Here is a 25,316-nt window from a genome sequence, read left to right on the forward strand (position 1 = left end):
CGTGCGTTAAAGAGTGGTTACGGATTCGCCTCGCCGGGCGCCGTCGGCCCGGGCTCAGGCGAGGAAGCCGCGCAGCAGGGCCGCCGTGCCGCCGCAGTGTTCGCGCATCATCTCGCGCGCGGCGTCCGGGTCCCGGTCGAGGACCGCCCCGACGACGGCCGCGTGCTGCTGCTGGGAGTGCTCCAGGTTGCGCACCAGCAGCGGGATGCCGTCGAGGAGTCCGTTGAGGGTGGCCCGGACGGCGGCGTACTGGGCGGCGAGCGTGCGGGAGCCGGAGAGTTCGGCGAGGGTGAGGTGGAGCAGGGTGTCCTGGCGGCGGTAGTCCTCCAGCCGGGCGCCCCGGGTGGCGTCGAGCGCCCCCCGCAGCCGGGCTTCGCCGTCGGCCGCGAGCCCTTCGGCGCACAGGCCCGCCGCCCCGGCCTCCAGCACCTCACGGAAGCGCAGGGTGTCCTCGACGTCGACGGCGGCGATGCGGCGGCGCAGTTCGTCGCTGCCGTCGGCGGCGGTGCGCGGCAGGACAAACGTTCCTCCGTAGCGGCCGCGGCGGCTCTCGACCATGTTCTGGTCCTGGAGGACCTTGAGGACCTCGCGCAGCGTCACCCTGCTGATCCGCAGGTGCTGGGACAACTCCCGCTCGGAGGGCAGGCGTTCGCCCGGCGGCACGAGGCCGAGGCGCAGGAGCTGGAGGACCTGTTCCAGGGCCTCCTCGAAGCCGTTGCCCGCGCGGACCGGGCGCAGCACGGAGTCCAGCGGGCCGGACGCGGGATCGCCCGCGCCGCCCACCGCGCCTTCCGTCTCCCCTGCCCGTGCCGCCGGACGGGTGTCGTCCGCTCTTCCGCTCGTGGCCACTGGCGGATCCCCTTCCCAAGCAATGGTTCTCTGTCATACCTTATGCCTCCCGGTTCACCCAAGGAGGCATCCCGTGGCAGACCGCACACCCCCGCTCGGCGTCGACGAGCTCCGCTCACGGGTCGCGGACGGGTCGATAGACACCGTGGTGCTGGCCTTCCCGGACATGCAGGGCCGGCTTCAGGGGAAGCGGTTCGCGGCCGGGTTCTTCCTCGACGAGGTGCTGGAGCACGGCACCGAGGGCTGCAACTACCTCCTGGCCGTGGACACCGAGATGCGGACCGTCGACGGTTACGCGATGTCCTCGTGGGAGAACGGCTACGGCGACTTCGGCATGGTCCCCGACCCCGCCACCCTGCGCCCCGTCCCCTGGCACGAGGGAACCGCCCTGCTGATCGCCGATCTCGCCTGGCACGACGGCAGCCCGGTGGTGGCGGCCCCCCGGCAGATCCTGCGGCGCCAGCTCGACCGGCTGGCGGAGCACGGCTGGACGGCCCAGGTGGGCACGGAGCTGGAGTTCATCGTCTTCCGGGACAGCTACGAGGAGGCCTGGGACCGCGACTACCGCGGGCTGACCCCGGCCAACCAGTACAACATCGACTACTCGATCCTCGGCACCGGCCGCATCGAACCGCTGCTGCGCCGGATCCGCAACGAGATGCAGCAGGCGGGGCTGACCGTCGAGTCCGCCAAGGGCGAGTGCAACCCCGGCCAGCACGAGATCGTCTTCCGCTACGACGAGGCGCTCACCACCTGCGACCAGCACGCCGTCTACAAGACGGGTGCCAAGGAGATCGCGGCCCAGGAGGGCGTCGCGCTGACCTTCATGGCCAAGTACGACGAGCGCGAGGGCAACTCCTGCCACATCCACCTCTCGCTGACCGACGCGGACGGCGAGAACGTGATGGCGGGAGACGGCCCGGACGGCATGTCCGAGGTGATGCGCCACTTCCTGGCCGGGCAGCTCGCCGCCCTGCGCGACTTCTCCCTCCTCTACGCACCCAACATCAACTCCTACAAACGCTTCCAGCCCGGCTCCTTCGCCCCCACCGCCGTCGCCTGGGGCGTCGACAACCGCACCTGCGCCCTGCGGGTCGTCGGCCACGGGCGCTCGATGCGCTTCGAGAACCGGCTGCCCGGTGGCGACGTCAACCCGCATCTGGCCGTCGCCGGGCTGGTCGCCGCCGGACTGTACGGGGTCGAGCACCGGCTGGAGCTGCCCGAGGCCTGTACGGGCAACGCCTACACCGCCGACCACGACCAGGTGCCGACGACCCTGCGCGAGGCCGCCGACCTGTGGGAGGCAAGCTCCGTCGCCAAGGAGGCGTTCGGCGAGGAGGTCGTCGACCACTACCTGAACATGGCCCGGGTCGAACTGGCCGCGTACGACTCCGCGGTGACCGACTGGGAGCTGCGCCGCTCCTTCGAACGCCTCTGATCCTTCGAACGCCGCTGACCACCACCCGCTTCCCTGATCGGGGTCCGTACGTGTCACAACCCACCCTGGACGTCCTCGACCCGGCGACCGCCGAGGTCATCGCCACCGTCCCCGCCGCCTCCGCCGCCGATGTGGACGCCGCCGTCGTCCGCGCGGCGGCCACCCAGCGCTCCTGGGCCGCCGCCGCGCCCGCCGACCGGGCCCGGCTGCTGCGCCGCTTCGCCGTCGTCGTCGACGAACACCTGGAGGAACTGGCCCGGTTGGAGGTCCGGGAGGCCGGTCACACCATCGGGAACGCCCGGTGGGAGGCGGGCAACGTCCGCGATCTGCTCGACTACAGCGCGGGCGGGGCCGAACGGCTGCTGGGCCGGCAGATCCCGGTGGCGGGCGGCATCGACTTCACCGTCCTGGAGCCGCTGGGCGTCGTCGGGGTCATCGCCCCGTGGAACTTCCCCATGCCGATCGCCGCCTGGGGCCTCGCCCCGGCGCTCGCGGCGGGCAACGCCGTCCTTCTCAAGCCCGCCGAGACGACCCCGCTGACCGCTCTGCGGCTGGCCGAACTCGCCCTGGAGGCGGGCCTTCCCGAGGGTCTCTTCCAGGTGCTGCCCGGCGAGGGCCCGGTGGCCGGGAGCGCGCTGGTCGAGCACCCGGGCGTCGCGAAGATCGTGTTCACCGGCTCCACCCGGACCGGCAAGCACATCATGACCCGCTGCGCCGAGCGCGTGAAGCGGCTCACCCTGGAGCTGGGCGGCAAGAGCCCCAACGTCGTCTTCGCCGACGCCGATGTGGAGGCCGCGGCGGCATCCGCCCCGATGTCCTTCCTGGACAACGCCGGCCAGGACTGCTGCGCCCGGACCCGGATCCTGGTCGAACGCTCCGTGTACGACCGGTTCCTCGATGCCCTCGTCCCGGCCGTGTCCGCCGTGGTGGTGGGCGACCCGGCCGACGAGAAGACCCAGATGGGGCCGCTGATCTCGGCCGTCCAGCGGGACCGGGTCCGGGGGCTCGTCGACGGCGGCCGGAAGGCCGACGGTGTACGGGCGGTGCTCGGCAAGGCGCCGGAGGGACCCGGGTTCTGGTATCCGCCGACCGTCCTCACCGGGGTCGCGCCCGACGCTCCGGTGGCCGTCGACGAGGTCTTCGGGCCGGTGGCCGTGGTGCTGCCGTTCGAGGACGAGGCGGACGCGGTGCGGCAGGCCAACGCCACCGACTACGGGCTCGCCGGCTCGCTCTGGACCCGGGACGTGGGCCGCGCGCTGCGCGTGAGCCAGGGGCTGCGGGTGGGGAACCTGTCCGTCAACTCGCACTCCAGCGTGCGCTATTCGACCCCCTTCGGCGGTTACAAGCAGTCGGGCCTGGGCCGCGAGCTCGGCCCGGACGCCCTGGCCGCCTTCACCGAAACCAAGAACGTCTTCATCAGCACGGAGGCCTGAGCACCATGACCGACACTTCTTCCGTCTGCCGCCGCCTGGTCGGCCGCACCGCCGTCGTCACCGGGGCCGGCAGCGGCATCGGTCTGGCCACCGTGCGGCGGCTGGCCGCCGAGGGCGCCCATGTCGTCTGCGCCGATGTGGACGAGGAGCGCGGCAAGGCCGCCGCCGAGGAGGCCGCCGGGCTCTTCGTCCGTACGGACGTCACCGACGCCGAGGAGGTGGACGCCCTCTTCAAGGCCGCCCACGACACCTACGGTTCACTCGACATCGCGTTCAACAACGCGGGGATCTCCCCGCCCGACGACGACTCCATCCTGGAGACCGGCCTGGAGGCCTGGAAGCGGGTTCAGGAGGTCAATCTGACCTCGGTGTACCTCTGCTGCAAGGCGGCCATCCCCTACATGCGCGCACAGGGCAAGGGCTCCATCATCAACACGGCCTCGTTCGTGGCCCGGATGGGTGCGGCCACCTCGCAGATCTCGTACACCGCGTCCAAGGGCGGGGTGCTCGCGATGTCACGCGAGCTGGGGGTGCAGTTCGCGCGTGACGGCATCCGCGTCAACGCGCTCTGCCCGGGGCCGGTCAACACCCCGCTGCTCCAGGAGCTGTTCGCCAAGGACCCGGAGCGGGCCGCCCGGCGGCTGATCCACATCCCGGTCGGCCGGTTCGCCGAGCCGACGGAGATCGCCGCCGCCGTGGCGTTCCTGGCGAGCGACGACTCCTCGTTCGTGAACGCCACGGACTTCCTGGTCGACGGCGGGATCGCCGGGGCGTACGTCACCCCGGTCTAGACCCGGCACGGACGCACCGCGGCCCGCAGGTCTCCGGGACGTGCGGGCCGCGGTGGTTGTCGCCTCAGTCCCGGGCCGGGGCCAGGTCGCCCCGCAGCCGCTGGGCGCGGAGCACGAGCAGCATCTCGAAACGCTGGTCCGGTTCGTCGATGGCGTCGCCCCACAGCTCACGGATCTGACGCAGCCGGTAGCGGGCGGTCTGGGGGTGGACCCCGAGGCGGGCGGCCACCTCGGGGGCGCCGCCGGGGGTCTCGATCCACGCGAGCAGCGTCTCGGCCAGCCGCCGCGACTGGGTCGGACTGAGTCCGTCCAGCGGGGCGAGGCACCGGCGGGCCGAGGCGTCGATCAGCTCCTGGGCCGGCAGCAGGACCAGCTCCTCCACCCGCTCGGTGCAGTGCAGCACCTCGCCCTGCGGGAGCTGGTCCTTCTTGATCAGCTGGACCGCGGTCTCCGCCCAGCGCAGCGAGGTCGCCGCGGCGGCCAGCGGGACCGCCGGGCCGATCGCGCCGGACCAGCCCGCAGTGGCCCGCCGCAGGGTCTCCGCGCGGCCCGCCGTGTCCGGGTCCGGGATCACGATGCGCGGCTGCTCGCTCTCCATCTCCAGCAGGATGCCCTGGCCGACGGCCGGGGCCACCGCCTCCCGGGCGGGACGGATGAGCACACCCACCGCGATCGTCTCGGGAAGCTCCCAGCCGATGCGGGCGGCCCGCTCGGCGAGGGTCCGGGTCGACTCGACACGGTGCTCCATGAGCAGCATCTCGATCAGCTGGCGCTGGAGGCGGAGGCGTTCGCTGGCGCGCCGGGCCGCCGCCTCGGCGTAGCCCCGTACCGACTGTTCCACGAGCCCGTCCAGATACTCGAATCCCGATTCGGCCAGCTCGTACATGGCGGGCGCGGGGATGTCGACCTGCTGGCCGATCTCGGCGAGCCTGCGCCAGGTGAGCCGGACGCCGAAGCGGTAGATGGCCTGGAGCGAGTCGAGGCTGCGGCCCTCCAGGCCCTCACCCCGTCCGAACTCCTGGAACATCTCCGGCGGCACCCGGGGGTGCGCGCCGGAGGTGAGGTTGTCGACGAACCCCTCGATGGCACGGCGGATGCCGACCAGGGCCAGCGGCTCCCCGGACTCGTCCTCGACCAGATGGAGGTAGGGGTAGTCCCGGCGGATCGCGTGCAGGATCGTCTGGGCGAGCTCCGGGGCCTCGGACAGGGCGATGGTGGCGAACCGGTCCAGTTGGGTCCGGGGCACCTCCTGCCAGGCGGTGCGCGTCACGGAGCCGCCGGTGCGGTGTCGTAGCTGATCAGAGGCGTATTGGGCTGGTCGGGGGTGGCGTCGAGCAGTGCCACGACACCGACCGCCGCACCTACGGCGAGCGCCGCGGCCGCCACGGCGGTGGAGAGAGCGGCGATGAGTCTGCGCATAGTCGGGTCAGCTCCTTGCTGGAGGCGATCCCCACCCCGTTGAGCCGGGCCCCTCCGGCTCGCACACAGTGTCGACAGGTCATTGACATCTCGTCAAGGCCTTGCTTACTGTTCACGCCAATCAAGGGCTGACCGGCCCGGGGCCCGTGCACCTCCGCGAAGAGATTTCGACCCAGGAGTGCCCGGATGCGCCGCAATGCTTCACCCCTCTCGCTCGTTCTGCTGGGGGCGGGGGTCTTTCTGCTCGTCCTCGCACCACTGCTCGTCTGGTATGTCCAGCCGCATGCCAAGCGCACCCCCATAGACACCGACACCACCACCGTGTTCACCGGTACCGGCAGCTATTTCGACACCGGCAAGGTGGAGACGGTCGACGACGAGACGATCACGATCACCCGGCAGGTGCGCGGGGACGTGGCCGACAGCGAGAAGAGCGGCAACGCCGTCTGGGACGTGTCCACGTCCGTGGACCACAACTCGACGCTGCCCGCCTCCGATCCCCGTGACGCCCTCCAGTGGACGCTGGAGCGCTGGGTGACCGACCGCACCACCAACGAGCCGGTGCACTGCTGCGAGGAGACCCCGACGTTCGACGGGGAGGCGTACCTCAAGTTCCCCTTCGACGTCGAGAAGCGCGCCTACCGCTGGTGGGACAGCACGCTCGGCGGTGTCGTGCGACTCTCCTTCGAGGGCGAGAAGAAGATCCAGGGCTACGCCGGCTACCTGTTCAAGGGCGAGGTCGAGCCGACGAAGACCGGGGTGCGTCAGGTGCCCGGGGTCCTCGTGGGCAGGAAGAAGACGCCCCAGGTACTGGCCGAGGAGTGGTATTCCAACAGCGGCATCGAGCTGGTCGTGGACAAGCGCACCGGCCGCATCATCAACGCGGCGATCGGCCCGAAGAAGACCCTGCGCGCGCCCGGCTCGAAGAGGGACGCCGTGGTGCTGCTGGAGAGCAAGCGGGTGGAGTTCACCGAGGCGACCCAGAAGAAGCAGGTCGAGCTGGCGTCGGCGGACAGCAAGCGGCTGGCGACGCTCGGCGAGACCGCGCCGATGGGAGCGGCCGGGATCGGTCTCGTACTCACGGTGGTGGGGGTCGTCCTCGTCGGCCGGGGGCGTCGGGAGGCGCCGGAGGGCCAGAACACTCACATGATGACGAGTACGCACACCTGAGTTACCCGCAAGTTGTTGCGCCGGTGAGTAGCCGGGCGGTAACCCGTGCCGAAAACTGTCTATCCCCACCAGAGCACGGCCCCCCGGTCTTTCCCTTTCCGTCACATCATGTGCGATCCCCGCCCCGCCCCGTACGCCCCTCCGTTCCCGTCCCCTACCCTCCCGTCCTCTCGCCCCTCGCGGACAACCCTCTCCCCCCTCTTTCCGCTCATCCGCGAGTTCCCGCAACCCGAGCCGAGTTGGAGCGCCCAATGCCCCAGCACGTACCTCCCCCACTGCTCGATGCAGTCACGCGCCAGGGTCAGGGCCCGGCGTCCTCCAGGGTCCCCGCGGCCCCGCGACGCATCGTCTTCCTCGCCCACCGCGACCTGGGCAACCCGGCCGCCGGCGGCTCCGAGCTGCTGATCGACCGGCTTGCCACGGGCCTCACCGAGCAGGGCCACGACGTCACCCTCCTCTGCGGCGGCCAGGCCTCCCGCAGGCCCTACCGAGTCGTCTCGGCGGGCGGCGCCCTGGGTCACTACCTCGGTGCGCGGTCCGCCTTCGCCAGGCAGGTCGGCGACTGCGACCTGCTGGTCGAGGTCTGCAACGGCATGCCGTACCTCGCGCCCCTGTGGCACCGCGGGCCGACCGTGTGCCTCGTCAACCATGTGCACACCGACCTGTGGGACCTGCGGTTCCCGATGCCGGTGGCGCGGGCCGGGCGGCGGCTGGAGCACTGGGCCCTGTCCCGGGCCTACCGCGACCACCTGATGATCGCGGTGTCCCCGTCCACGGCGGGCGCGTTGCGTGACCTGGGCGTGCCCGACCACCGGATCAGGGTGGTGCACAACGGCGTCGAGGAGCCGAGCCCGCAGGGCGACCGGTCCGAGACCCCGCTGTTCGTGGCGCTCGGCCGGCTCGTCGACTACAAGCGCATCGACCTGCTGCTCCAGCTGTGGGAGCGGGTCCGGCCGGTCACCGGTGGCCGGCTCGTCATCGTCGGCGACGGCCCCGAGCGGGCCCGTCTGGAGCGGCTCGCCGGTCCCGGTGTGGAGTTCGCCGGCCATGTCACCGAGGCGGAGAAGCACCGGTTGCTCTGCGCGTCGTGGATGCTGCTGCATCCGGCGGCCGTCGAGGGGTGGGGGCTGGTCGTCACGGAGGCCGGCGCACGCTCCACCCCGACCCTGGGCTTCGACGTACCGGGGCTGCGCGACTCCGTCGAGGACGGGGTCACGGGCATCCTCGCCCGGGGGGCGTCCTCCTTCGCCGCGGCCTGGTGCGCGCTCGCCCTGGACGACGAGCGGCGCGAGGCGATGGGCAAGGCGGCCCGGGAGCGTGCCGCCGCGTTCCGGTGGACCAGCAGTGTCCGGCAGTTCATGGCGGTCGCCGCCGAGGCGACCAGCGGCGTGAACGCCCCGGCGATCGGTGCGAGCGCGTGAAAGACCCTTCCTTCCGGCGCTCGGTCGCCCTGTTCCGCGCCTTCATGCGGGAACAGGGCGACCCGGCGACGGCGTACACCCTGCTGGCCCGCGACGCCGCGGACCAGGTGGAGCGGTACGGTCCGGTCCGGGGCAAGGTCGTCGTGGACATCGGCGGCGGCGACGGCTACTTCACCCGGGAGTTCCGTCGGCGCGGTGCGCACGGCTACCTCTTCGAACCGGACACGGCCGAGCTCAGCCCGGGCGAGCGCGCGGACACCGTCGTCGCCGACGGATATCTGCTGCCGCTGGCCGACGGTGCGGCGGATGTCTGCTTCTCCTCCAACGTGCTGGAGCACGTCGCCGATCCGCACACCTTTCTCAGCGAGATGGCCCGGGTGACCCGCCCGGGCGGTCTGATCTACGTCTCCTTCACCAACTGGTACTCGCCCTGGGGCGGCCATGAGTGGGCGCCGTGGCACTATCTGGGCGCCGAGCGCGCCCGGAGCCGCTACGAGCGCCGCACCGGCCGCCCGGCCAAGCACCGCCTCGGCGACAACCTCTTCCGGATCGGCGTCGGCGAGACGCTGCGCCATGTCCGAAGCCGTACTGACGTGACCGTCGTGTCCGCACGGTCGCGTTACTGGCCCGTCCTTCCCCAGCTCGTGCCGCGGATCCCCGTACTGCGGGAACTCGCCACCTGGAACCTCCTCCTCATTCTCCGGCGGTGTTCATGACCAGCGCTGTCCACCCACCCCGGCCCGCGGCCCCGGACGACCCGGGTCCCGAGCCCACCGTCCCCGCCGACGGCCCGCCGCACGCGCGCTCCCGGCGCTGGCTCCTGGGGTTCTGGGCCGCCGTCTTCGCGGCGTTCCTGGCGGTGTCGCCGGGTCGGATGACCTTCGACACCAAGCTGGGTGTCGTCACGGCTCCCGGCCGGTTCCTCGGTGACCTGGGCGAGCTGTGGCACAGCCGTTCCGGGTTCGGCGGGATCGCCGACCAGTACATCGGCTATCTCGTGCCGATGCTGCCGTACTACGGCACCGCGGAACTGCTGCGGGTGCCCACCTGGCTCGCCGAGCGGCTGTGGCTCTCGATCATCGTGGCGACCGCTTTCTGGGGTGCGCTGCGGCTGGCGGAGCGGCTGCGGGTGGGCTCACCGGCGGCCCGGCTGCTCGGTGCGGTCGTCTACGCGCTGTGGCCGACCTACACCATCGTGGTGGGTTCGACGTCGGCCGCCGCGTTGCCGGGCGTCCTGCTGCCGTGGGTGCTGCTGCCGCTGACGAACCCCCGCCTGACGCCGCGGACCGCGGCGGTCCGGTCCGCGCTGCTGATCCCGCTGATGGGCGGGGTCAACGCCGCTTCCACGCTGGCTTCCCTGCTGCCGGTCGGGCTGTATCTGCTGTCCCGGCCGGGCGGGCCGCGCAAGCGCGGGCTGCTGCTGTGGTGGATACCGGGCGTGATCATGGCGACCGCCTGGTGGATCGTTCCGCTGCTGTTGCTGGGGACCTTCGGCGAGAACTTCATGCCGTACGTGGAGTCCTCGTACACCACCACGACCACCATGTCGGCGACCGAGGTGCTGCGCGGCGCCGGCAACTGGGTGGGCTATCTGAACTTCGGCGAGGCCTGGCTGCCGGCCGGATGGACCGTCGCGACCGCGACCGTCACCATCCTGGGTTCGGCGCTCGCCGCCGCCCTGGGTCTGGCGGGTCTGGCGCGGCGTGATCTGCCCGAGCGCCGCTGGCTGGTGCTGACCGTGCTGTCCGTCGCGCTCGTCACCCTCGCCGGGTACGGCGGGGCGCTGGGCGGTCTGTTCCACGGCACGGTGCAGGACTGGCTGGACACCTGGCTGGTGCCGTTCCGGAACATCTACAAGTTCCAGACGGGTCTGGCGCTGGCGCTGGCCCTGGGGCTGGCGCACATCGTCGGCGTCGCCACGGTGGCCGCCGCCCGGCGGGACCGCAACCCGGCCCGGATACGCCGGCTCGCGCCGGTCGTCGCAGCCGCCGTCGTACTGCCCGGTCTCGCCTGGCCGTACGTCAACGGCTCGATCCTCCAGACGGGTTCGTTCCAGAAGGTCCCCGACTACTGGGAGAGCACCGGGAGTTGGCTCAAGAACAACTCGCCGGACGATCGCGCGCTGGTCGTCCCGGCGACCGCGCACGGCATCTACACCTGGGGCTCCCCCATCGACCAGCCGCTGGACGTGCTGGCCGAATCGCCTTACGCACAGCGTGATTACGTCCCCTTCGGCACGCCCGGCAACCGTCGGGCGATGGACGCCGTCGAGCAGGCCCTGACCTCCGGCGGCGAGGTCCCCGGGCTCAGCGAGTACCTGAACCGGGCCGGGCTGCACTATGTGGTGGTCCGCAACGACCTGGACCCGGACCAGCTGGGCTACGTCCCGTCCACCACGGTGAAGCGCACCCTGGAGGCGTCCGGCTACAGCCGCGTCAAGGGGTACGGGCCGGTGATGACCGCCGGCCGGATCGCGGCGGACACCCCCGTGCAGGTCGAGGGCCTGTACCCGCGCCAGCGGGCCGTGGAGATCTACGAACCGCCCAAGGGGACCGAGCGGCCCGGGAGGGCGCAGGCCGCCCCGGTCGCCTCGACGGCCGTGGTCAGCGGTGGCCCGGAGTCGCTGCTGCCACTGTCGGCGAACGGCGCCATCGAGGGCCGGCCGACCGTCCTGGCCGGTGACGCGCACCCGGGTCTGGGGCGGCCGTCGCTGTACGCGGCGGGCGACGGGCTGCGGCGCGCCGACACCCGGTTCGGCCTGGTCAACTCCAACACCTCGTACACGTACACCGCCGACGAGCGCAACGCCGCGGAGTCGGCGCAGGACCCGGGCCGTGAGCCGCGGCAGATCCTGCCGACGTCCGGGTCGAAGCACCAGACGACTGCGGTGATCCGCGGGGCGAAGTCGGTCAGCGCGTCCTCGGTGGGCAACTGGCTGTTCCATCTGCCGCAGTACGACCCGGTCAACGCCTTCGACGGCAACCCGGCGACCGGGTGGGCGGAGGGCTCTCCCGGCACGCCCGAGGACGAGTGGGTGCGGGTCGACTTCTCCGCGCCGACGGACATCCCCGGCTCGATCCAGGTGACGCCGCTGCCCAGCGGCAATGTGCGGGCCGCGCCGACCGTGATCCGGGTGGAGACCGACAAGGGCTCCAAGGACAGCCCGCTGCGGACCGACGGTTCCGCGCAGCAGGTGGCCTCGCCCGCCGGGCAGGCCGCCTGGCTGAAGGTGACGATCCTGGAGTCCCAGCAGGGGCGGCCGGGGCTGACCGGCGCCGGATTCACCGACATCGCCGTCCCCGGCGTGCAGGTGACCCGGATGCTGGAGCTGCCGAACGACGCGCCGCGTGCGGGCGCCGATGCGACGATGTTCTCGCTGCGGCGGGGCAGCGACCCCGGCGGTCTGTCGTCCGTGGCCGCCGAGGTCGGTCTCGGCCGGCAGTTCACCGTGCCGGAGGCGGGCGCCTACACCGTCTCGGCGACCGCGCTGCCGGTGCCCGGAGAGGCGCTCGACAAACTGCTGTTCGAGCTGACGGGCGAGCGGGACAAGATCGAGGTGGCCGCCGACTCCACGGCGCGCCTGGGCACCAACCTCAGCCCCCGCAACCTGACCGACGGTGACCTCACCACGGCGTGGATCGCGGGCGAACGCCCCGTACTGCGGCTGAACTGGCCCGAGAAGCGGCCGGTCGGCGAGATCGTGTTCGCCGCGGCCGGGGGACTGTCGGCCCGCGCCGAGCAGGTCCAGATCAGTTCGCCGGACGGTACGGCGGTGGCCTCGGTGGACGAGAACGGCATGGCCCGCTTCTCGCCGGTCAACACCGACCGGATGGACATCACCATCTCCAGGACGGCGCCGCTGACCGTGCACAACCCGGTGGCCGACGGCCAGTTGCAGCTGCCGGTCGGGCTGAGCGAGGTGTACGTCCCGGCGCTGGAGGAGTTCCGTTCGCCGCAGCCGAAGCCGGACCAGAAGTTCAGCCTGCCCTGCGGCAAGGGGCCGGTCCTCTCCGTCGGCGGCACGTACATGGAGACCAAGGCCGAGGGGCGGGTGCGGGATCTGACCCAGCGCAGGCCCATCGAGGTCTCGCTGTGCACCGACGACAGCAAGGTCGAGCTGGCCGCCTCGTCCACCACCGTGCAGGCGGGGGACGAGGGTCCGCTGGCCATCACCGACGTCTCGCTGAGCAACGGCACCACCGAGGCCGCCGCGGCGACGCCGCGCACGGTGGACGTCGAGCAGGGCGAGGGCGACCGGCGGACCGTCGAGGTCGGCGCCGGTGAGGCCTCCTACCTCCAGATCCACGAGAACCACAACAAGGGGTGGAAGGCCACCCTGGACGGCAAGGAACTGACGCCGCTGCGGATCGACGGGTGGCAGCAGGCCTGGCTGGTGCCCGAGGGCGAGGGCGGCACGGTCACCCTGGAGTACGAGCCGGCCACGGTCTACCGGTGGGGTCTGATCGGTGCGGGCGTGCTGTTCCTGGCGCTCGTGGCGCTCGCCCTCATCGGCCGCAAGGGCTCCGGTCGGGAGGAGACCGAGGAGCAGCCGGCGCCGCCGGGGCCGGGTCTGATCCTGGGCACCGTCGCCCTCACCCTGGTGGGGGTGGTGATCGCCGGTCCGGTCGCCGTGGCTGTTCCGCTGCTCGCCGTCCTGGCGCACTTCCGGCCGCGGCTGCTCGTTCCGGTGGCGTTCGCGGCGATGGCCGCCGCGGGGGTCGTCGCCGCGGTGGGCACCGGGGAGAGCACGACGACGGGCGAGGGCGCTTTCGGTGCCACAGCTCAACTCCTCGCCCTGATCGGGCTGTTCGCCGCACTGGTCACGGTGGGACGGGAACCGCTCGGCAGGCGTGCGGTCCGCCCCGGCCAGGACGCGGCCGAGCCGGCCCCGGCGGGCGGTGACCGGCCGACGGTCCAGCTCCCCGCGCAGCCCGCACCGCCGTCCGGCCGGACGCTGTCCGCCGACGGCAGGCACCCGGCGAAGGGAGAGGACGCCTGATGGCGACCACGCACCACCAGCGGGCCCCGGGCGGCGGCCAGCCGCCCGGGCGGCCCGTCCGGGTGCCGTTCCCGGTCGTCGACGAGGTGGCCCGGCACTGTGCGCAGGACGCCGAGCCGAGCACCGTGCACATCGAGATCCATCTGCCGGGCCGGGTCGACGAGGAACGGCTGCGCTCCGCGTTCGCCGCCGCGCTGGCCCGGCACCCCCGGGCGCTGATGCGGGAGCGGCCCCGGGGGCCGTTGGCGCGGCGGTACGAGTGGGAGCTGACCGAGGCCCCGGACACGGACCCGGTCTCCTTTCCGCCGTGCGCGCCCGGTGCGCTGGAGCGGGCGCGGGCCGGGGCGCTGGACCGCGCCCCGGCGCTGACCGCCTCGCCACCGCTGCGGCTCGACGTGGTCCGGGAGCCGGACCGCGAGGGGTGCGTGCTGCTGTTCACCGTGCACCACACCGCCCTGGACGGTCCGGCGTGCATGCGGCTGGCGGCGACGGCCGCGGAGATCTACAGCGGGTCTCCCGTTCCGCCGTCGCCCGCTCCGGCCCGCCCGGCCGCCGCCCCGCTGCCACGGCAGTCCCGGACCCCGGCGCTGGCCCGGCCCGCCCAGGTGGCGCCGGGCTCGCCGGGGCCCGCCCCGGTGCCGGGAAACGCCCTGCTGGTGGCCGAACTCCCGGTCCCGCGCCGGGAGTCCGGCGCGCCGTACACGGTGAACGACCAGCTGATGGTGGCCACCGCCCTGACGGTGGCCGACTGGAACCGGGCCCAGGGTGCACCGGGGGCGGACCGTCGGCCGCTGCGGATCACCATGCCGGTCGACGACCGCACCCGGGGCCCGGAGATGCCGATCGGCAACGGCACCCGGCTGGTGGAGGTCGGCTTCACCGCGGCCGAGTCGGCACCGGGTACGGACATGGCGGCGCTGCTGCGGACGACCGCTGAGCGGACCCGGGCGCTCAAGGCCCAGCCTCGCTCTCAACTGGGGCGCGGGGCCGGGTTGTTGACCGTGCCGTTGCTGCCGGTGGCGGCCCGTGCCGCCCTCACCCGGGGGCTGCGGGTGGCGGCCGGTCCGTGGACCTCGACGACGCTGCTGAGCAACATCGGCCGGATTCCGTACCCGTTGGACTTCGGTGACGCGGGCCGGGCCACCGCCGTGTGGTTCTCCGCGCCCGCCCGGATGCCCCGGGGACTCACCTTCACCACGGCGTCCACGGGCGGCCGGCTGCACCTGGCGGTGCGCTGGTCGCGCACCCTGCTGGGCGAGCGCGACGGTGCGAGGCTGCTCGACCTGTTCACCCGCCACCTGGCCGCGACGTCCTCGGAGGCCGTATGACCGGCACCCCGTCCCCCTCCCCCGGGCTGCGGGACTTCTACGAGAACCCTTCCGTCCCCGTCGCCTCGGGCGACGGGCGCACCCTGCGGCAGGCCCGGCTGCTGGCCGACGCGCTGGACGCTCCGGGGCAGGTGATCCTGGACATCGGGTGCGGGGACGGTACGGCCGCGGCCACGGCGGCCCCGTTGCTCGCCGGGCACCGGCTGATCGGGGTCGACTGGTCGCAGGACGCGCTGCGCAGGGCCCGGCCCCGGATGGGCCATGTGGTGCGCGGCGAGCTGGAGCACGGCGGGCTGCCGCTGGCCGACGGATGTGCGGACGCGGTGCTGTTCAGCGAGATCCTGGAGCACCTGGTCGACCCGGACCAGGCGTTGGACGAGCTGCGGCGGGTGCTGCGGCCCGGCGGCCATCTGATGCTGTCCACCCCGAATCTGGCGGCCTGGTACAACCGGGCGCTGCTGCTCGCCGGGGTGCAGCCGGTGTTCTCGGAGGTCAGTCTGCGCGGGATCCACGGCCGACCGGGCTCGGAGGTGGTGGGGCATCTGCGGCTGTACACGGCCCGGGCGCTGCGCTCGTTCCTGACGGCGTCCGGCTTCACCGACGTGACGGTCAAGGGCGCCCCCTTCCACGGGGTGCCGCGTCCGCTGCGCCTGCTGGACCGGGCGGCGTGCGCGGTGCCCGGGGCGTCCTCCATCCTGCTGGCCCACGCGCGGCGGAGGTAGCCGCATGTGGTGGGGTGTCGGCGCGGCGCTCGTCGCCAACGCGCTGTACAGCGTGGGGTTCGTGGTGGAGAAGCGGGCCCTGGGTTCGCTGCCGGCGCTGTCGGCGGGCCGCCCGCTCCAGGTGATCCGGGTGCTGGCGACCAGCCCGCTGTGGATCGTCGGCGCACTGGCGCTGGCGGCCGGGTTCGGGGCGCAGCTGGTCGTCTACCGCGCGCTGCCGATCGCGGCGGCGCAGGGCATCTTCGTCTCCGGCCTCGTGCTGCTCCTGCTGCTGTCGTCGGCGGTGCTGGGCGAGGAGTCGACGGGCCGCGAACGCTATGCGCTGGGCGGGGTCCTGTTCGCCCTGCTGATGGTGGTGGCCTCGGTCCGCGAGGGCGAGGACGTGGTGAGCGGCGGCGCCCCGTGGACGCTGGTGCTCCTGGTCTGTGTTCCGGCGCTCGCGGCGGGCGTCTGGCTGTACGCACGCGTCGAGAGCCGGGCGGCCAATCGGCACCGGGTCCCGACGAGCGGCATCGGGTACGGCGTGGCCGTCGGCCTGCTCTACGGGGTCAGCTCACTGGCGATCAAGGGCACGTCCAGCCGTCTGACCAGCACCGATCTCGGTGAGGCCGCGCTGTCGCTGCTCGGGTCCCCGTATCCGTATCTGCTGCTGTTCACCGCGGTGGCCGGTCTCGTGATGTCGCAGACGGCGCTGCAGCGCTGCCGGGCGTCCCTCATCGTGCCGGTCTGCACCACGGTGACCTGTCTGTTCACCGCGGTCCTCGGGACGTTCGCGTTCGGCGAGAGCCTGCCCGAGGATCCGCTGCTGCTTGCCCTGCGGGTGGGCGGCACGGCGCTCGCCCTGTCCGTCCTGCTGGCCATGCCGCGGCACGATCCGCAGCCCGCCGCACCGTCCTGACCCCGGACACGCCCCCCGTAACCGCCCCCGCTTCTGCCTCTCCCCCGACTCTCTCCCCCGACATCGAGGAGCCGCCCGATGACCCCCGACGACCCCCTGCTGACCATCCTGGCCTGCCCGCTCGACAAGGGCCCGCTCTCCCTGCTGCCCGAGGAGGAGGCGCTGTACAACCCCCGGCTGCGCCTGAGCTACCCGATCGTGGAGGGCATCCCGCAGCTTCTGCCCTCGTCCGGCCGGAAGGTCGAGGCGGAGGACCACGAGCGGCTGCTCACCCGGCTCAAGGCCTCGGCCACGTGACCACGTTCGCCGCGGCGGTGGCGTCCCGGCTGCCCGAGGGCCTCGTCGCCTCCGCCGCCGTCGCCCTGTACCCGCGCTTCGAGCCCGAGCTGCGGCGGCTGGCCGACTTCTGCCCGGCGGACGGCGTCGCCCTCGACATCGGGGGCTGGTACGGCCCATGGTCGCGGCGGCTGGCCGCCCGCTGCACCGAGGTGGTCACCGTCGAGCCCGTGCCGCATCTGGCGGAGCGGCTGCGCCGGACGCTGCCGTCGAACGCCCGGGTGGTCCAGGGCGCGGCGACGGACCGGGAGGGCACGGCCCAGCTGTGGTTCCCGGAGGGCGACCGGGGCGACCGGGGGGTGTCCTCGCTGGCCCGTCGCGACATCCACGCGCACAGCCTGGAGGTGCCGTCGATCACCGTCGACGGTCTGGGGCTGCGCGGGGTCGGCTTCGTGAAGATGGACGTGGACGGCGGCGAACAGGCGGCGCTGCTCGGCGCGGCGGAGCTGCTGCGCCGGGACCGGCCGGCGCTGCTCATCGAGCTGGAGAGCCGGCTCGGTCCGATCGCGCCGGCCGTCGAGCTGCTGACCGGCCAGGGTTACGCGGGCTGGCTGCTGGCGGGTCGGCGGTGGATTCCGCTGGACGGGTTCGATCTGGTGGCCCATCAGGCGCGGACCGAGCATCTGGTGCACCAGGGTCTGCTGCGCCGCGCCTTCGTCCCGCACCGGGAGCGGTACATCAACTCGGTGCTCTTCCTGCCGGACGGGCGGACGCCGGGCACGTCCTGAGCACGGCGGCCCCCGCGTATCCTCGGCCGGGGGCATGCCGAACGGAGGATGGCGTACGTGGCGGGCAGCAGTGCAGGGCGGGGCCGAACGCGGCCGGACGGTGCCGGAGGCGAGCGGGCGGAGGCCCCGGAGCGTAGGTCGCTCAGCGCCCGGGCACGGGACGCGGTCCGGGAGCGGATCGTCGACCGCCGCTACCCGCAGGGCGCCCGGCTGGTGGAGCGGGAGGTGGCCGAGGAGCTGCGGATGTCCCGCGTCCCGGTCCGCGAGGCACTGCGCGCCCTGGTGGGCGAAGGGCTCCTGGAGCTGCTGCCGCACAGCGGAGTCCGGGTGCGGCGGCTGGAGCGGGCCGATGTGGAGCACCTGTACGAGGTGTGGGAGCCGCTCGCGGTCCAGGCTTCCCGGCTCGCGGCACGGCGGGTGGCGGGGTCCGCCCCGGTGGAGCCGCCGGGCGTCACCGCGCTGCGGACCTCCCTCGACCGGGCTGAGGAGGCGGCGTCCGACGACGAGGGCACGCGTGAGGTCGCGGCCCACACCGCCTTCCACGAGGACATCGTGGCCCTGAGCGGCAATCCGATGCTGGCCCGCACCATGGAGCAGCTGAGCGGACAGCTCCAGCTGCTGTTCGGGATGCGGGAGGAGCCGCAGCACATGCGGGCCCAGCACGCGGTCATGTTCCGGTACATCGCGGCGGGCGACGAGGAGTCGGCCGCGGCGAGCACGCTGCTGCACGTGCGGGACAGCCGGGCCGTGGCCCTGCGGTCCCTGTTCGACGACGCCTGATTATTTGTATACCAATAACTCCTACCCCTTGGGAACCTCGCGAGGGCAGAGCGCATTTGCTGCACGTTTCCTGCACGACCAGGGAGCGGAATTACTCCTTCCCTGAATCATGAGGGTTCTGGTATACAAAATGCTCCCGCTCGCTTCCGCGACCCAAGGAGCCCCCCATGTGCGTCGAGAACACCCCGCCCCCTTCCGGCCGGCTGACCAGGCGGGGTGTGCTCGCCGGTGCCGCGGCCCTCGCCGGAACCTCGGCCGTGCTGACCGGGACGGCCCGGGCCGCGTCCGCGTCGTCCGCCGCCCGGCACGGGTCGCCGGGGCGGGGCGGCGATCTCGTCGTCGAGGGCGGCAGGCTGCTCGACCCGGTGACGGGCGAGGTCACGGAGGACGCGGTCGTGGTGATCACCGGGGGCATCGTCCGGGCGGCCGGCCCCCGGGGACGGGTCGGCCGGGTCCCCCGCGGCGTACCGGTGCTGCGGGCCCACGGGCAGTGGATCCTGCCCGGCCTGGTGGACGCCCACATCCACCTCAACACGGCGGCCGAGGCGCGCGACGCGGTCCTCAAGGGCGCGACCAGCGCGCGCAGCGGTTCGACCAACTTCTACCAGGACATCGCCGTACGGGAGTTGGCCCGGCAGGCGCCGGAGCAGGCGCCCCGCCTCCGGGCGGCGGGCGTCTTCGTCACCCCGGATCTCGGCGACACGATCCTCGCCGACCCGGACCTCGCGCCACTCGCCCGGCTGCGGGACGGGGTGCGCTCGGCCGAGGCGCTGCGCCGGGTGGTCGAGGTCAACCTCGCGCGCGGGGCCGACACCGTCAAGACCCGGGTGAACGAACGGGCCGGGCTGCCCGAGCAGGACCCGCTGGTCCAGGTGTACGACCACGAGCAACTGTCCACGATCGTGGCGGCGGCCCGGCGCGGAGGCAAGGGGGTGCTCTGCCACAGCTACAGCGAGAAGGGCTGCCACGACGCGGTCACGGCCGGGATCCGCTCCCTGGAGCACGGGGCGTTCGTCGGCGAGCGCACCCTGCACGAAATGCGCCGCAGGGGTACGTACTTCACGCCGACACTCACCGCCATCGCCGGGCTCGCCGAGTCCTCGGACCCGGTCCTGGCCGAGCGCGGCCGCGCCTATCTCCCCGTCCTGAAGCAGGCGGTCCTGGCCGCGCACGAACTGGGCGTCCCCCTCGCGGCGGGCACGGACTCCTCGGGCGGAACGGTGGACCCGATCGGCCGTGAGGTGGAGCTGATGCACGCGGCGGGGCTCTCGGCCCTGGACGCGATCCGCACGGCGACCACGGGTGCCGCGAAGCTCCTCGGGTTCGACTCCACGGCCGGCCGGCTGGCGCGCGGCTTCGCGGGCGACGTCCTCGTCGTGGACGGCGACCCGCTGGCGGACCTCGGCGTGCTGAGCCGCCCGGCGCGTGTGGTCCGGGCAGGGTTCGCGGTACCGGCCGCCTGACCCGGCGCCCCTTCTCCCCCCCTCACCCCCCTTCAGCCCTCCCCTCTCCCCGAAGGAGTTCCCGATGCACGCCGAGTCCACCGCTTCCCCCGCCGCCGGTCTCTCCCGGCGCTCGATGCTGGCCGGAGCCGCCGCCGTCGCGGGCACCGCGGCGACGCTCAGCGCCTCGGCGGCCTCGGGGGCCCGGGCTGCCGAGGCCCGGCCCGCCGGGGCGGCCGCCGCACCCGCCGCCGCCGACCGGATCACCGAGCAGCCCGACCGCGCGGGCGGCCACGCCCGCGCCACGGTCTTCAGGAACGTCCGGCCCTACGGCGCGCAGCACCCCGTCGACCTCACCGTCGTGGGCGGGGTCGTCACCGCCGGCCCCGCCCCGCGCGGCGCGAACGTCGTCGACTGCAAGGGCCGGATCGCGCTGCCGACCCTGGTCGACGCGCACATCCACCCCGACAAGACCGCCTGGGGCCAGCCCTGGGTGACCCGGAACCCGGCGAGCTCCATCGCCGAGTACACCGAGGAGGACGTGAAGCTGTACCGCGCGCTGCGCACGCCGCTGAAGAAGCGCGCGGAGCGCCTGATGGGCCATGCCGTCACCCAGGGCACCCGGGCGATGCGGGCCCATGTCGACGTCGCTCCCGCCTACGACCTGGTAGGTGTCGAGGGCGTCGGTTCCGCCCGCCGGGCGCTGCGGCACGCGCTCGACGTGGAGATCGTCGCGTTCCCCCAGCACGGGGTGGTCCGGACACCGGGGACGAAGGAGCTGCTGGAGGAGGCCGCGCGCACCGGGGCGATCGACCGGGTCGGCGGCATCGACCCGATCGGGTTCGACGAGGCGCTCGACGAACAGCTCGACATCGTCTTCGGTATCGCGGACCGGCACGGCGTGGGCGTCGACATCCATCTGCACGAGCGGGCCGCGACGGGGATGGAGTCGCTGCGCGCGATCATCGACCGTACCGAGGCGCTGTCTCTCCAGGGCAAGGTGACGGTCAGTCACGTCTTCTGTGTGCCCGGGCTGCCCGAGCGGGAACTCGACCGTCTCGCGGCCGACCTGGCCGGTGCCGGGATCTCGCTGACGACGGTCGCCCCCTCCTCGGACCTCGTTCTGCCGATCGACCGGCTGCGGGAGCACGGCGTCGAGGTGGGCCTCGGCTCCGACGGCGTACGGGACTCCTGGAGCCCCTTCGGCAACGCGGACATGCTGCACCGCTCGCACCTGCTGGCCTGGGTGCGGGACGCCCGCCTCGACGAGGAGCTGGAAGCGGCCTTCCGCTCGGGGGCCGATGGCGGGGCCCGGCTCCTGGGGCTGCCGGAGGCGGACCTGAAGCCGGGTTCGCCGGCCGACTTCCTGCTGGTGCGCGGGGAGTGCCTGCCGCAGGTCGTGGTGGACCTGCCGCGGCGCGAGATGGTGGTGCGGGGCGGGCGGATCGTGGCCCGGGACGGGGAGCTGGTCGGGCACTGACCCCGCGTACGGCCGGGAACCCGGCCGAAGGGATAAGCCACACCGCGCAGGGGCGCGGCGGCGCCCGTGTCACGGAGAAAGCCGACGCCCATCTCGTCGGTCTGAAGCCCGCCCGCCCCGGCGCGCCGTGCTGACCGGGGCGGACCGGCTGTCCCCTGACGGGCTGTCAGTCCATCTGTGCTTCCTCGGCGTTCCGCCAGACCGTCAGATCGATGGCGATGTAGCGGCTCGGATCGTCGGCGCCCGACTCGCCGCGGTAGGTCACCACGGCGACGTGTCCGGCCTTGCTGAGCACGCAGATCTGCGATCCGGACGTGAGCTGTTCGAGCTCGATCTTCTCGGTGAAGCGGGTCTCCTGGCGGCAGACCTCCAGCGAGCCCTTCTGGGAGTTCTTCAGCACCACCAGTTTCCCGTTGGCGCTGCCCACCCTCTCGTCGCCGAAGAGGTCGTCCCGGTAGAAGTAGAAGTCCCCCTTGCCGTAGCTGACGCCGCTGCCGTCGTCCTCAAGCGGCCGGGGCGGATGGTCGGCGAGCTTCAGTGCGTAGTTCGCCGTCACGTCGATGCCCTGGTACGAGACCGGCCGCGGGTCGGCCGGCTTGTCCCGGGCCTTGTCCGCGGAACCGCTGCCGCCCGAACCGCCGTTGGAGGACGAGGTGGCCCGGTCGCCCTTGCCGGACGTGTCGGAGTCCTTCGGCAGCAGGTTGCCGATGACTCCGAGGACGACCAGCGCGCCGAAGACCGAAGCGCCGATGATCAGGCCCGTCCGCTTGGGGCGCGGCGCGGCGGGCTGGAAACCGGTCGAGCCCCAGCCCGGCTGCTGGAACCCCGACTGCTGAAAGCCCGGCTGCTGAAAGCCCGGCTGCTGGAAGCCGGAGGGCTGGGGCGGCGAGGTGGGGTGCCCCTGCTGGTACGCGCTCTGCTGCCACGGGCCGGGCGGCACGCTCCGGGGAGCGCCCGGGGCTCCGGGAGAGCCGGGCGTGCCCGGTGTACCGGGTGCCCCCTGCGTACCGGGGCCGGTCTGCGTCGGCGCGGAGGCCACCGCGTAACCGGTCGGGGTGTAGTGGGGGCCTCCCGGCGGCGGGGTCGGCGCGCTCCCCGGGGCGAACTCGGTGGGCGTCGGCGCGGCGCTCGGCTGCGGGGGCGGCGTCGGCGCGGGGGCGGGCATCCGCAGCCGCTCGGTGATCGACCCGGCGACCGACCGCGGAAGCCAGTCCTCGCCCTGGCGCAGGGGTTCGGGCGAGATCTCGTGGCACATGCGGATGATGTCGGCCAGGGCGGGGCGGTCGGCGGGGTCACGGCTGAGGCAGCGGCTGACCAGGGGGCGGAGTTCGTCGGGCAGCCGGCTGAGGTCGGGGTCCTCGTGGACGATCCGGTAAAGCACGGCGTGCGAGGGCCCCTCGCCGAACGCGGGCACGCCGATCGCGGCGTAGGCGGCGATCTGCCCCAGGGCGAAGACGTCGGTGGCCGGGGTGACGGTGCCGGCCGCCGCCTGCTCCGGCGCCATGAACGCCGGGGTGCCGACGCTGACACCCGTACCGGTCAGGGCGGTCGTGTCGGCGGCCCGGGCGATACCGAAGTCGATGACCCGCGGGCCGTCGGCGGCGAGCAGGACGTTCGCGGGCTTCAGATCACGGTGCACGATGCCCGCACCGTGGATGACTCCGAGCGCCTCGGCCACCCCGACCGTCAGCAGCAGCACACTGCGCAACGGCAGTCCGCCGTGCCGGGCCACCGCGTGCGCCAGCGAGGGGCCCGGCACATAGGCCGTGGCCAGCCAGGGCTGCGCGCCCTCGGTGTCCGAGTCGATGACCGGCGCGGTGTACAGCCCCTGCACCCGCTGCGCGGACCGCACCTCCTGCTGGAAACGCCGCCGGAACTCCGGGTCCTCGCCGAACTCGGGCCGGATCACCTTGAGCGCGAGAGGCCGCCCGCCTGGCGTGTACGACAGATACACCTTGCCCATGCCGCCCGCGCCCAGCACGGCGGCCAGCCGGTAACCCCCCACCACCGCCGGGTCGTCGGCCTTCAGCGGCTGGAACGGATCGGTCGAAGACGCGCTGCTCATCAGAAACCATCCCCCTGGTCACGGCAGTCCGGAGCCCGCACGCGCCCCGAAGATCAGACGAGAGCGTACCGAATGCCGCGGCGGGTCGTCCGCCGCGCGTGCGCCGGGCCGAAGAACCGGCCTTGCCGCACCCCGGCCCCGGGTCCATGCTTGTGCCATGGGTGACCAGGCCGGCCCCGAGCCGACGGCGTCCGTCCGGCAGGACCTCCGGTTGCTGGAGGCTGCTGGGGCACACCCGGACGGCGCCTCCGTGCGGCAGCTGGCCCGGGCGGCCGGGCTGCCGGAGCTCACCGCCCAAAGGCTCCTCCACGAGCTCGCCCGGGACGGCTATCTGGACGAGCTGGACGACGGTGCGTTCGCCCTCCACGAGCGGGGCCCCCGGCTGCAGCCCGCCGCCGACGGCCCGACAGCGCGGGAACGCCTCCGTCCCCTGCTGTCCTCGCTGCGCGACAGCCTGTCCGCCGCCGTCTATCTGACGCTCTACGACGAGGGCGAGATCCGGGTGCTGGAGATCCTCGACAGCCCGCGGGCCCCACGGGTGGACCTCTGGGTGAGCTTCCAGGACGCCGGACACGCCACAGCCCTCGGCAAGAGCGTGCTGCGCGAGCTGGACGAGGAGGCGCGCGCCAACTACCTGTCCCGGCACTCCCTCACCGACCTCACCCCCCGCACCATCACACGCCGGGAGGAGTTGCTGCGGCAGCTCGACGGCGCCCCCGCGGGCCCGCTCTCGATGGACCGGGGGGAGTACGCGCGGGGTACGACGTGCGCGGCGGTGCCGGTGTACAGCGGTGACCAGGTCGGTTCGATCGGCATCTCGTTCCGGTCGGACCGGATGTACCGGACCACCGAGGTCAGGGCGCGGTTGCTGGAGTCGGCGCAGCGAGTGACGCGCCGGCTGACGCTCCCGGGGCGCTGACCGCCCCGGCCCCTCAGCCGGTGACGATGCCGGCGACCAGGTTGATCGTGGTGGCCAGGATGCTGGCGCCGAAGAGGTACGACAGCAGGCAGTGGCGGAGGGCGACGGCGCGCATCCTGGAGGTGGAGACGTTGTTGTCGGAGACCTGGTAGGTCATGCCCAGGTTGTAGCTGAAGTAGGGGAAGTCGATGTAGCGCGGCGGTTCCTTCGTGTTGAAGTCGATCCCGCCGCCGGGCGTCCGGTGGTAGATGTACGCGTAACGGCCTGCATACATCAGGTGGAGCGCCGCCCAGGACATGAACACGCCGCAGAGCGCCAGGGCGGCCGCCGCGTGACTCAGGTCCGCGTCGTCGATCAGCAGCAAGAGCACGATGCCGACCAGACCGGAGAGGGCGGCCGTAACGACGGCGAGTTCCTCGGCGAGGGGCCGGAACTCCTCGCGCCTCCCCGCGCCTGCTGTCCGAGCCGGCCATCGTCGCCGGGATGGCGCGCGCCGCCCTGCCGGACAGCCAGACCCCCTGGGACTGGTACATCGAGGACCACGACCGGATCCGGGACACCATCTACTCCGACAACGACCGCTACCGGGGCATCAAGAACCTGCGCACCCTGATCTTCATGAACCGGGCCGACATGCGCGAGCGCGGGATCGCCGACATGGGGCCGGTCGACATCACGAGTACGGCGAAGGACGGCAGCGGACGGTTCCTGAACGGCTACACGGCGATCCCGTACGACATTCCCCGCGGCTGTGCGGCCGGCTACATGCCGGAGATGAACGTGCTGTGCGCGCTGGGCGACTAGAGCACCCAGAGCGACCAGCCGATCATGAAGCACGTCAAGATCACGGTGGTTCCGGGCGCCTGGGGCCTGACCGAGAGGCACTCGTTCAGGCCCCAGGGCTTTTGTTCGGGACCGAGTCCACGGGCCTAGTCGGTCTTCTTCTTCCGGTCCCGGGCGAGGCCCATCTCCTCACGGTCCTCCTCCAGACGCTCGCCGAGTCGCTTCTCGTCCGGGCGGCGGGGCATTCCGCGGCTGTGGCCGGTGTCCGGGTCGCCCTCGACCTCTTCGTTCGACTTGTGGTGGTGATGGGACATC

General features: G+C 73.0%; 21 protein-coding genes and 2 pseudogenes. 17 read left to right on the plus strand and 6 right to left on the minus strand.

Annotation, left to right across the window (positions count from 1 at the left end):
- Positions 1–54: 54 nt before the first annotated feature.
- The gene (locus RNL97_RS02935; RefSeq protein WP_050500013.1) at positions 55–849 is read right to left on the minus strand and encodes a FadR/GntR family transcriptional regulator; all 795 of its coding nucleotides are present in this window, start codon (positions 847–849) and stop codon (positions 55–57) included.
- Between the two features lie 73 nt (positions 850–922).
- Here RNL97_RS02935 and RNL97_RS02940 point away from each other — a divergent pair, with 73 nt between their 5' ends.
- From RNL97_RS02940 to RNL97_RS02950, 3 genes are read left to right on the plus strand one after another with little or no spacing between them, the layout of a single operon-like run.
- On the plus strand, positions 923–2,287 hold the full coding sequence (locus tag RNL97_RS02940) for a glutamine synthetase family protein (protein ID WP_313750325.1): 1,365 nt from the start codon (positions 923–925) through the stop codon (positions 2,285–2,287).
- A gap of 50 nt (positions 2,288–2,337) precedes the next feature.
- On the plus strand, positions 2,338–3,720 hold the full coding sequence (locus RNL97_RS02945; protein WP_313750326.1) for an aldehyde dehydrogenase family protein: 1,383 nt from the start codon (positions 2,338–2,340) through the stop codon (positions 3,718–3,720).
- 5 nt (positions 3,721–3,725) lie between these two features.
- A complete protein-coding gene (locus RNL97_RS02950) occupies positions 3,726–4,511 on the plus strand; it encodes a 3-oxoacyl-ACP reductase (protein WP_030580957.1) in 786 nt (261 codons plus the stop codon).
- Between the two features lie 64 nt (positions 4,512–4,575).
- On the opposite strand, the gene RNL97_RS02955 is transcribed toward RNL97_RS02950, so the two are convergent.
- Together RNL97_RS02955 and RNL97_RS02960 are read right to left on the minus strand one after the other, a co-directional pair.
- Positions 4,576–5,781 carry a helix-turn-helix domain-containing protein gene (locus RNL97_RS02955; protein ID WP_030580954.1) on the minus strand — a complete coding sequence of 402 codons (1,206 nt, stop codon included), beginning with the start codon at positions 5,779–5,781 and terminating at the stop codon, positions 4,576–4,578.
- Positions 5,778–5,930, minus strand: a complete 153-nt coding sequence (locus tag RNL97_RS02960) for a hypothetical protein (RefSeq protein WP_199814175.1) — start codon at positions 5,928–5,930, stop codon at positions 5,778–5,780. The genes RNL97_RS02955 and RNL97_RS02960 overlap by 4 nt, the downstream gene beginning before the upstream one ends.
- A 186-nt stretch (positions 5,931–6,116) precedes the next feature.
- On the opposite strand from RNL97_RS02960, the gene pgfA reads away from it, so the two are divergent.
- From pgfA to RNL97_RS03020, 12 genes are all read left to right on the plus strand, one after another.
- Complete coding sequence (gene pgfA, locus RNL97_RS02965) at positions 6,117–7,100, plus strand: cell envelope lipid trafficking protein PgfA (RefSeq protein WP_243313210.1); 984 nt, start codon at positions 6,117–6,119, stop codon at positions 7,098–7,100.
- 251 nt (positions 7,101–7,351) lie between these two features.
- Positions 7,352–8,521 carry a glycosyltransferase family 4 protein gene (locus RNL97_RS02970; RefSeq protein ID WP_243313211.1) on the plus strand — a complete coding sequence of 390 codons (1,170 nt, stop codon included), beginning with the start codon at positions 7,352–7,354 and terminating at the stop codon, positions 8,519–8,521.
- Positions 8,518–9,237: a class I SAM-dependent methyltransferase gene (locus RNL97_RS02975; protein ID WP_243313213.1), complete on the plus strand. Its 720-nt coding sequence runs from the start codon at positions 8,518–8,520 to the stop codon at positions 9,235–9,237. Before RNL97_RS02970 ends, RNL97_RS02975 begins: the two co-directional genes overlap by 4 nt.
- Entirely contained in the window at positions 9,234–13,520 is a 4,287-nt protein-coding gene (locus tag RNL97_RS02980; RefSeq protein ID WP_199814174.1) for an alpha-(1->3)-arabinofuranosyltransferase domain-containing protein, read from the plus strand. The genes RNL97_RS02975 and RNL97_RS02980 overlap by 4 nt, the downstream gene beginning before the upstream one ends.
- Positions 13,520–14,848: a condensation protein gene (locus RNL97_RS02985; RefSeq protein ID WP_030580940.1), complete on the plus strand. Its 1,329-nt coding sequence runs from the start codon at positions 13,520–13,522 to the stop codon at positions 14,846–14,848. The genes RNL97_RS02980 and RNL97_RS02985 overlap by 1 nt, the downstream gene beginning before the upstream one ends.
- Entirely contained in the window at positions 14,845–15,570 is a 726-nt protein-coding gene (locus tag RNL97_RS02990) for a class I SAM-dependent methyltransferase (RefSeq protein WP_030580937.1), read from the plus strand. Before RNL97_RS02985 ends, RNL97_RS02990 begins: the two co-directional genes overlap by 4 nt.
- Positions 15,571–15,574: 4 nt before the next feature.
- On the plus strand, positions 15,575–16,468 hold the full coding sequence (locus RNL97_RS02995; RefSeq protein WP_030580934.1) for a hypothetical protein: 894 nt from the start codon (positions 15,575–15,577) through the stop codon (positions 16,466–16,468).
- A gap of 78 nt (positions 16,469–16,546) precedes the next feature.
- A complete protein-coding gene (locus RNL97_RS03000; protein ID WP_030580931.1) occupies positions 16,547–16,765 on the plus strand; it encodes a Trm112 family protein in 219 nt (72 codons plus the stop codon).
- Complete coding sequence (locus RNL97_RS03005; protein ID WP_030580928.1) at positions 16,762–17,532, plus strand: FkbM family methyltransferase; 771 nt, start codon at positions 16,762–16,764, stop codon at positions 17,530–17,532. Before RNL97_RS03000 ends, RNL97_RS03005 begins: the two co-directional genes overlap by 4 nt.
- 48 nt (positions 17,533–17,580) lie before the next feature.
- A complete protein-coding gene (locus tag RNL97_RS03010; protein WP_030580925.1) occupies positions 17,581–18,312 on the plus strand; it encodes a GntR family transcriptional regulator in 732 nt (243 codons plus the stop codon).
- 167 nt (positions 18,313–18,479) lie between these two features.
- A complete protein-coding gene (locus RNL97_RS03015; RefSeq protein ID WP_313750327.1) occupies positions 18,480–19,775 on the plus strand; it encodes an amidohydrolase family protein in 1,296 nt (431 codons plus the stop codon).
- Positions 19,776–19,839: 64 nt separating this feature from the next.
- A complete protein-coding gene (locus RNL97_RS03020) occupies positions 19,840–21,234 on the plus strand; it encodes an amidohydrolase family protein (RefSeq protein WP_313750328.1) in 1,395 nt (464 codons plus the stop codon).
- A gap of 166 nt (positions 21,235–21,400) precedes the next feature.
- Here the strand turns inward: RNL97_RS03020 and RNL97_RS03025 are convergent, their stop codons facing one another.
- Positions 21,401–23,299 (minus strand): serine/threonine-protein kinase, encoded by a 1,899-nt coding sequence (locus tag RNL97_RS03025; protein WP_313750329.1) that lies wholly within the window; start codon positions 23,297–23,299, stop codon positions 21,401–21,403.
- Positions 23,300–23,456: 157 nt separating this feature from the next.
- Here RNL97_RS03025 and RNL97_RS03030 point away from each other — a divergent pair, with 157 nt between their 5' ends.
- Positions 23,457–24,218: an IclR family transcriptional regulator gene (locus tag RNL97_RS03030; RefSeq protein WP_030580912.1), complete on the plus strand. Its 762-nt coding sequence runs from the start codon at positions 23,457–23,459 to the stop codon at positions 24,216–24,218.
- A gap of 13 nt (positions 24,219–24,231) precedes the next feature.
- Here the strand turns inward: RNL97_RS03030 and RNL97_RS03035 are convergent.
- A pseudogene (locus tag RNL97_RS03035) lies at positions 24,232–24,669 on the minus strand (DUF1345 domain-containing protein); the annotation flags it as partial.
- On the opposite strand from RNL97_RS03035, the pseudogene RNL97_RS03040 reads away from it, so the two are divergent.
- Positions 24,660–25,151: pseudogene (locus RNL97_RS03040) on the plus strand (hypothetical protein); the annotation flags it as partial. The pseudogenes RNL97_RS03035 and RNL97_RS03040 sit on opposite strands and share 10 nt — an antisense overlap.
- Here RNL97_RS03040 and RNL97_RS03045 read toward each other — a convergent pair.
- Positions 25,148–25,315, minus strand: coding sequence for a hypothetical protein (locus RNL97_RS03045; RefSeq protein WP_199814173.1), 168 nt, complete (start codon positions 25,313–25,315; stop codon positions 25,148–25,150). The pseudogene RNL97_RS03040 and the gene RNL97_RS03045 sit on opposite strands and share 4 nt — an antisense overlap.
- Position 25,316 lies beyond the last annotated feature (1 nt).

Source organism: Streptomyces parvus, assembly GCF_032121415.1.
In the GTDB taxonomy this organism is placed as follows: domain Bacteria; phylum Actinomycetota; class Actinomycetes; order Streptomycetales; family Streptomycetaceae; genus Streptomyces; species Streptomyces globisporus_A.

What these genes read in the sequence shown, in the direction of transcription:
- RNL97_RS02950 (WP_030580957.1), top strand. Translation starts at nt 3,726, where the DNA reads ATGACCGACACTTCTTCCGTCTGCCGCCGCCTGGTCGGCCGCACCGCC.
- RNL97_RS02960 (WP_199814175.1), bottom strand. Translation starts at nt 5,930, where the DNA reads ATGCGCAGACTCATCGCCGCTCTCTCCACCGCCGTGGCGGCCGCGGCG.
- pgfA (WP_243313210.1), top strand. Translation starts at nt 6,117, where the DNA reads ATGCGCCGCAATGCTTCACCCCTCTCGCTCGTTCTGCTGGGGGCGGGG.
- RNL97_RS02970 (WP_243313211.1), top strand. Translation starts at nt 7,352, where the DNA reads ATGCCCCAGCACGTACCTCCCCCACTGCTCGATGCAGTCACGCGCCAG.
- RNL97_RS02980 (WP_199814174.1), top strand. Translation starts at nt 9,234, where the DNA reads ATGACCAGCGCTGTCCACCCACCCCGGCCCGCGGCCCCGGACGACCCG.
- RNL97_RS02985 (WP_030580940.1), top strand. Translation starts at nt 13,520, where the DNA reads ATGGCGACCACGCACCACCAGCGGGCCCCGGGCGGCGGCCAGCCGCCC.
- RNL97_RS02990 (WP_030580937.1), top strand. Translation starts at nt 14,845, where the DNA reads ATGACCGGCACCCCGTCCCCCTCCCCCGGGCTGCGGGACTTCTACGAG.
- RNL97_RS02995 (WP_030580934.1), top strand. Translation starts at nt 15,575, where the DNA reads ATGTGGTGGGGTGTCGGCGCGGCGCTCGTCGCCAACGCGCTGTACAGC.
- RNL97_RS03000 (WP_030580931.1), top strand. Translation starts at nt 16,547, where the DNA reads ATGACCCCCGACGACCCCCTGCTGACCATCCTGGCCTGCCCGCTCGAC.
- RNL97_RS03010 (WP_030580925.1), top strand. Translation starts at nt 17,581, where the DNA reads ATGGCGTACGTGGCGGGCAGCAGTGCAGGGCGGGGCCGAACGCGGCCG.
- RNL97_RS03015 (WP_313750327.1), top strand. Translation starts at nt 18,480, where the DNA reads ATGTGCGTCGAGAACACCCCGCCCCCTTCCGGCCGGCTGACCAGGCGG.
- RNL97_RS03020 (WP_313750328.1), top strand. Translation starts at nt 19,840, where the DNA reads ATGCACGCCGAGTCCACCGCTTCCCCCGCCGCCGGTCTCTCCCGGCGC.
- RNL97_RS03025 (WP_313750329.1), bottom strand. Translation starts at nt 23,299, where the DNA reads ATGAGCAGCGCGTCTTCGACCGATCCGTTCCAGCCGCTGAAGGCCGAC.
- RNL97_RS03030 (WP_030580912.1), top strand. Translation starts at nt 23,457, where the DNA reads ATGGGTGACCAGGCCGGCCCCGAGCCGACGGCGTCCGTCCGGCAGGAC.
- RNL97_RS03045 (WP_199814173.1), bottom strand. Translation starts at nt 25,315, where the DNA reads ATGTCCCATCACCACCACAAGTCGAACGAAGAGGTCGAGGGCGACCCG.